This is a genomic window from Streptococcus pluranimalium (assembly GCF_047785705.1).
In the GTDB taxonomy this organism is placed as follows: domain Bacteria; phylum Bacillota; class Bacilli; order Lactobacillales; family Streptococcaceae; genus Streptococcus; species Streptococcus pluranimalium_A.
The window spans coordinates 1-7,663 of the sequence record NZ_JBLOJV010000050.1 but is presented as its reverse complement, the minus strand read 5'-3'; the positions used below and the strand labels follow the sequence as shown (position 1 = coordinate 7,663).

The following is a 7,663-nucleotide window of genomic DNA, read 5'->3' as shown; positions in this document are numbered from 1 at the left end:
TGTCACCAACCCAGCAGATGATGCGCCAGTTAAAGAAACAGTTACCGTGACCATTGACCGCGATACCGATAGCGATGGTACGCCGGACAAGGATGACCAAGACGATGACAACGATGGTATCCCAGATGACACGGATAACAATCCGAAAGGCAAAGATGACTTGACGGTAACCCTTAGCCCAGCTAATGGCACGCCAGTCGTTGAAGGCCAGTTAATCGCACCACGTCCTGCCGTTGTCGTTAATAAGCCAAACGCTGTCATCACTGGTACCGAAACGAATGGTGTGACTGTAGATGGCACTGGCCAATTGACAGGTACACCAGTGATTGCGGATTGGAACCCAGACGAAAACGAACGTGCCATTAACGTTCCCGTTAAGGTTGTCGTTGACACACCAGCTGGTCAAGAAACCAAAGACATCCTCGTTCCAGTCACTGTTCAACGTGACACTGACAAGGACGGTCAGCCAGACGTGACAGATAACGATGACGACAACGACGGTATCCCAGATGACACGGATAACAATCCGAAAGCTAAGGACGCACTGACGGTTGAAACCGTAAATACCGCTCGTGTGACCGATAAGCAAGCAGTTGTCCCAGTCAAAGTGGTAACGCCAAGCAAGCCAAACTCTGTGATTGCAAGCACAGAGACCAATGGTCTTCGTGTTGACGACCAAGGACAGCTTGTTGGAACCCCAACCGATATCGTCTTCGTCGGCACTGCGGACACAGCGACCGTTGAGATTCCAGTCACTGTCACCAACCCAGCAGATGATGCACCGGTTGAAACAACTGTGACAGTTACCATTGATCGCGATACTGACAATGACGGTCAACCAGATAAGGATGACCAAGACGACGATAACGACGGTATCCCAGATGACACGGATAACAATCCGAAAGGCAAAGATGACTTGACGGTAACGGTTAGCCCAGCTAATGGCACGCCAGTCGTTGAAGGTCAGTTAATCGCACCACGTCCAGCAGTTGTCGTAAACAAACCAAACGCAGTCATCACTGGTACCGAAACGAATGGTGTGACTGTAGATGGCACTGGTAACCTAACCGGTACCCCAGTCATTACAGATTGGAACCCAGACGAAAACGAACGTGCCATCAACGTTCCCGTTAAGGTTGTCGTTGATACACCAGCTGGTCAAGAAACCAAGGACATTCTTGTTCCAGTCACTGTTCAACGTGACACGGACAAGGACGGTCAGCCAGACGTGACGGATAACGATGATGACAACGACGGTATTCCAGATGACACTGACACGAATCCGAAAGCTAAGGACGCTCTCACAGTTGAAACAGTTAATACTGTTCGTGTGACCGATAAGCAGGAAGTTGTCCCAGTCAAAGTGGTAACGCCAAGCAAGCCAAACTCTGTGATTGCAAGCACAGAAACCAATGGCCTTCGTGTTGACGATCAAGGTCAGCTTGTCGGAACCCCAACCGATATCGTCTTCGTGGGCGATGCGGAAACAGCGACGGTTGAAATCCCAGTCACAGTGACCAACCCAGCAGATGATGCGCCGGTTAAAGAAACAGTTACCGTGACCATTGACCGTGATACGGACAATGACGGTCAACCAGACAAGGATGACACCGACGACGACAACGACGGTATCCCAGATGACCGAGACGACAATCCGAAAGCTAAGGACGCTCTCACAGTTGAAACGGTTAATACTGTTCGTGTGACGGACAAGCAAGAAGTGGTTCCAGTCAAGGTAGTCACACCAAGCAAGTCCAACTCCGTGATTGCAAGCACAGAGACCAAGGGTCTTCGTGTTGACGACCAAGGTCAGCTTGTCGGAACCCCAACCGATATCGTCTTCGTAGGCACTGCGGAAACAGCGACGGTTGAAATCCCAGTCACTGTTACCAACCCAGCAGATGATGCACCAGTTAAAACAACTGTGACAGTTACCATTGACCGTGATACGGACAATGACGGTCAACCAGATAAGGATGACCAAGACGACGACAACGACGGCATTCCAGATGACCGAGACGACAATCCGAAAGCTAAGGATGCTCTCACAGTTGAAACTGTTAATACTGTTCGCGTGACTGATAAGCAAGCAGTTGTCCCAGTCAAAGTTGTAACGCCAAGCAAGCCAAACTCTGTGATTGCAAGCACAGAAACCAATGGTCTTCGTGTTGACGACCAAGGTCAGCTTGTTGGAACCCCAACCGATATCGTCTTCGTAGGCACTGCGGAAACAGCGACCGTTGAGATCCCAGTCACAGTGACCAACCCAGCAGACGATGCACCGGTTGAAACAACTGTGACAGTTACCATTGATCGCGACACTGACAATGACGGTCAGCCAGACGTGACGGATAACGATGACGACAACGACGGTATTCCAGATGACACGGATAACAATCCGAAAGTCAAAGATGACTTGACGGTCACCGTTAGCCCCGCTAATGGCACGCCAGTCGTTGAAGGTCAGTTAATCGCACCACGTCCAGCAGTTGTTGTAAACAAACCAAACGCAGTCATCACTGGTACCCAAACCAATGGCATCACTGTTGATGGCACTGGTAACCTAACCGGTACCCCAGTCATTACAGATTGGAACCCAGACGAAAACGACCGTGTCGTTAACGTTCCGGTAAACGTTGTGGTGAACACACCAGCAGGTCAAGAAACCAAGGACATCCTCGTTCCAGTCACCGTCCAACGTGACACCGACAATGACGGTCAGCCAGACAAGGATGACACCGACGACGATAACGACGGTATCCCAGATGACACGGATAACAATCCGAAAGCTAAGGACGCACTGACGGTTGAAACCGTGGATACGGCTCGTGTGACCGATAAGCAGGAAGTTGTCCCAGTCAAAGTGGTAACGCCAAGCAAGTCCAACTCCGTGATTGCAAGCACAGAGACCAATGGTCTTCGTGTTGACGATCAAGGACAGCTTGTTGGAACCCCAACCGATATCGTCTTCGTAGGCACTGCGGAAACAGCGACGGTTGAAATCCCAGTCACAGTGACCAACCCAGCAGATGATGCGCCGGTTAAAGAAACAGTTACCGTGACCATTGACCGTGATACGGACAATGACGGTCAACCAGACAAGGATGATACCGACGACGATAACGACGGCATCCCAGATGACGCGGATAACAATCCGAAAGGCAAAGATGACTTGACGGTAACGGTTAGCCCAGCCAATGGCACGCCAGTCGTTGAAGGCCAGTTAATCGCACCACGTCCAGCAGTTGTCGTTAATAAGCCAAACGCTGTCATCACTGGTACCGAAACGAATGGTGTGACTGTAGATGGCACTGGTAATTTAACCGGTACCCCAGTCATTACAGATTGGAACCCAGACGAAAACGACCGTGTCGTTAACGTTCCAGTTAAGGTTGTCGTTGAAACACCGGCTGGTCAAGAAACCAAGGACATCCTCGTTCCAGTCACTGTTCAACGTGACACCGACAATGACGGTCAACCAGACAAGGATGACACCGACGACGACAACGATGGTATTCCAGATGATACGGATAACAATCCGAAAGGCAAAGATGACTTGACGGTAACCGTTAGCCCAGCTAATGGCACGCCAGTCGTTGAAGGCCAGTTAATCGCACCACGTCCAGCAGTTGTCGTAAACAAACCAAACGCAGTCATCACTGGTACCCAAACCAATGGCATCACTGTTGATGGCACTGGCCAATTGACCGGTACACCAGTGATTATGGATTGGAACCCAGACGAAAACGACCGTGTCGTTAACGTTCCAGTAAACGTTGTGGTGAACACGCCAGCAGGTCAAGAAACCAAGGACATCCTCGTTCCAGTCACTGTTCAACGTGACACTGATAAGGATGGTCAGCCAGACGTGACGGACAACGATGATGACAACGACGGCATTCCAGATGACCGAGATGACAATCCGAAAGCTAAGGACGCTCTCACAGTTGAAACGGTTAATACTGTTCGTGTGACCGATAAGCAGGAAGTTGTCCCAGTCAAAGTGGTAACGCCAAGCAAGTCCAACTCCGTGATTGCAAGCACAGAGACTAATGGCCTTCGTGTCGACGATCAAGGACAGCTTGTTGGAACCCCAACCGATATCGTCTTCGTCGGCGATGCGGACACAGCGACGGTTGAAATCCCAGTCACCGTCACCAACCCAGCAGACGATGCACCGGTTAAAGAAACAGTTACCGTGACCATTGACCGTGATACCGATGGTGATGGTACTCCGGACAAGGATGACCAAGACGATGACAACGATGGCATCCCAGATGACCGAGACGACAATCCGAAAGCTAAGGATGCACTCACAGTTGAAACAGTAGATACTGTTCGTGTGACCGACAAGCAAGCAGTTGTCCCAGTCAAAGTGGTAACGCCAAGCAAGCCAAACTCTGTGATTGAAAGCACAGAAACCAATGGTCTTCGTGTTGACGACCAAGGTCAGCTTGTCGGAACCCCAACCGATATCGTCTTCGTCGGCACTGCGGAAACAGCGACGGTTGAAATCCCAGTCACAGTGACCAACCCAGCAGACGATGCACCGGTTGAAACAACTGTGACAGTTACCATTGACCGCGATACTGACAATGACGGCACGCCAGACAAGGATGACCAAGACGATGATAACGATGGCATTCCAGATGACACGGATAACAATCCGAAAGGCAAAGATGACTTGACGGTAACCCTTAGCCCGGCTAATGGCACGCCAGTCGTTGAAGGCCAGATAATCGCACCACGTCCAGCAGTTGTCGTAAACAAACCAAACGCAGTCATCACTGGTACCCAAACCAATGGCATCACTGTTGATGGCACTGGTAACTTAACGGGTACACCAGTGATTACGGATTGGAACCCAGACGAAAACGACCGTGTTGTTAACGTTCCAGTTAAGGTTGTCGTTGACACACCAGCTGGTCAAGAAACCAAAGACATTCTTGTTCCAGTTACTGTCCAACGTGACACGGACAATGACGGTCAGCCAGATGTGACGGATAACGATGATGACAACGACGGTATTCCAGATGACACGGATAACAATCCGAAAGGCAAAGATGACTTGACGGTAATCCTTAGCCCAGCTAATGGCACGCCAGTCGTTGAAGGCCAGATAATCGCACCACGTCCAGCAGTTGTCGTAAACAAACCAAACGCAGTCATCACTGGTACCCAAACCAATGGTGTAACCGTAGATGGCACTGGTAACTTAACGGGTACACCAGTGATTACGGATTGGAACCCAGACGAAAACGACCTTGTCGTTTTCGTTCCCGTTAAGGTTGTGGTTGATACGCCATCAGGTCAAGAAACCAAAGACATCCTCGTTCCAGTCACTGTTCAACGTGACACGGACAAGGACGGTCAGCCAGACGTGACGGATAACGATGATGACAACGATGGCATCCCAGATGACACGGATAACAATCCGAAAGCTAAGGATGCACTGACGGTTGAAACATTAGATACAGCTCGTGTGACGGACAAGCAAGAAGTTGTCCCAGTCAAAGTAGTCACACCAAGCAAGTCCAACTCCGTGATTGCAAGCACAGAGACCAATGGCCTTCGTGTCGACGATCAAGGTCAGCTTGTTGGAACCCCAACCGATATCGTCTTCGTGGGCGATGCGGAAACAGCGACAGTTGAAATCTCAGTCACTGTTACCAACCCAGCAGATGATGCGCCGGTTAAAGAAACAGTTACCGTGACCATTGACCGTGATACGGACAATGACGGTCAACCAGACAAGGATGATACCGACGACGACAACGACGGTATCCCAGATGACACGGATAACAATCCGAAAGCTAAGGACGCACTGACGGTTGAAACAGTAGATACCGCTCGTGTGACGGACAAGCAAGAAGTGGTTCCAGTCAAAGTGGTCACACCAAGCAAGTCCAACTCCGTGATTGCAAGCACAGAGACCAATGGTCTTCGTGTTGACGACCAAGGTCAGCTTGTTGGAACCCCAACCGATATCGTCTTCGTCGGCACTGCGGAAACAGCGACGGTTGAAATCCCAGTCACAGTGACCAACCCAGCAGATGATGCACCGGTTAAAGAAACAGTTACGGTGACCATTGATCGCGATACTGACAATGACGGTCAACCAGATAAGGATGACCAAGACGATGATAACGATGGTATTCCAGATGACGCGGATAACAATCCGAAAGCTAAGGATGCACTGACGGTTGAAACCGTAGATACCGCTCGTGTGACTGATAAGCAAGCAGTTGTCCCAGTCAAAGTGGTCACGCCAAGCAAGCCAAACTCTGTGATTGCAAGCACAGAAACCAAGGGTCTTCGTGTCGACGATCAAGGTCAGCTTGTCGGAACCCCAACCGATATCGTCTTCGTCGGCACTGCGGAAACAGCGACCGTTGAGATCCCAGTCACTGTCACCAACCCAGCAGACGATGCACCGGTTGAAACAACTGTGACAGTTACCATTGACCGCGATACCGATAGTGATGGTACGCCGGATAAGGATGACACCGACGACGATAACGACGGTATCCCAGATGACGCGGATAACAATCCGAAAGCTAAGGACGCTCTCACAGTTGAAACAGTAGATACTGTTCGTGTGACGGACAAGCAAGAAGTGGTTCCAGTCAAGGTAGTCACACCAAGCAAGTCCAACTCCGTGATTGCAAGCACAGAGACCAATGGCCTTCGTGTCGACGATCAAGGACAGCTTGTTGGAATCCCAACCGATATCGTCTTCGTAGGCACTGCGGAAACAGCGACGGTTGAAATCCCAGTCACAGTGACCAACCCAGCAGATGATGCGCCGGTTAAAGAAACAGTTACCGTGACCATTGACCGCGATACGGACAATGACGGTCAACCAGACAAGAATGACAACGACGACGATAACGACGGCATCCCAGATGACACGGATAACAATCCGAAAGGCAAAGATGACTTGACGGTCACCGTTAGCCCAGCTAATGGCACGCCAGTCGTTGAAGGCCAGTTAATCGCACCACGTCCAGCAGTTGTCGTTAATAAACCAAACGCTGTCATCACTGGTACCGAAACGAATGGTGTGACTGTAGATGGCACTGGTAACCTAACCGGTACCCCAGTCATTACAGATTGGACACCAGACGAAAACGAACGTGCCATCAACGTTCCTGTTAAGGTTGTCGTTGACACGCCAGCAGGTCAAGAAACCAAAGACATTCTTGTTCCAGTTACTGTTCAACGTGACACCGACAATGACGGTCAGCCAGACGTGACGGATAAGGACGATGATAACGATGGCATCCCAGATGACACGGATAACAATCCAAAAGCTAAGGACGCACTGACGGTTGAAACCGTAGATACCGCTCGTGTGACGGACAAGCAAGCAGTGGTTCCAGTCAAAGTAGTCACACCAAGCAAGTCCAACTCTGTGATTGAAAGCACAGAGACCAATGGTCTTCGTGTTGACGATCAAGGACAGCTTGTTGGAACCCCAACCGATATCGTCTTCGTAGGCACTGCGGAAACAGCGCCGGTTGAAATCCCAGTCACTGTCACCAACCCAGCAGATGATGCGCCGGTTAAAGAAACAGTTACCGTGACCATTGACCGTGATACGGACAATGACGGTCAACCAGACAAGGATGACACCGACGACGACAACGATGGCATTCCAGAT

Annotated in this window: 1 protein-coding gene; it reads left to right on the top strand. The window is 50.4% G+C overall.

Annotated elements, in window-relative coordinates; all coding sequences use genetic code 11:
• Positions 1–7,663: thrombospondin type 3 repeat-containing protein (locus ACMZ6Z_RS08655; protein ID WP_416132150.1), on the top strand; the 7,663-nt coding region annotated here is incomplete at both ends.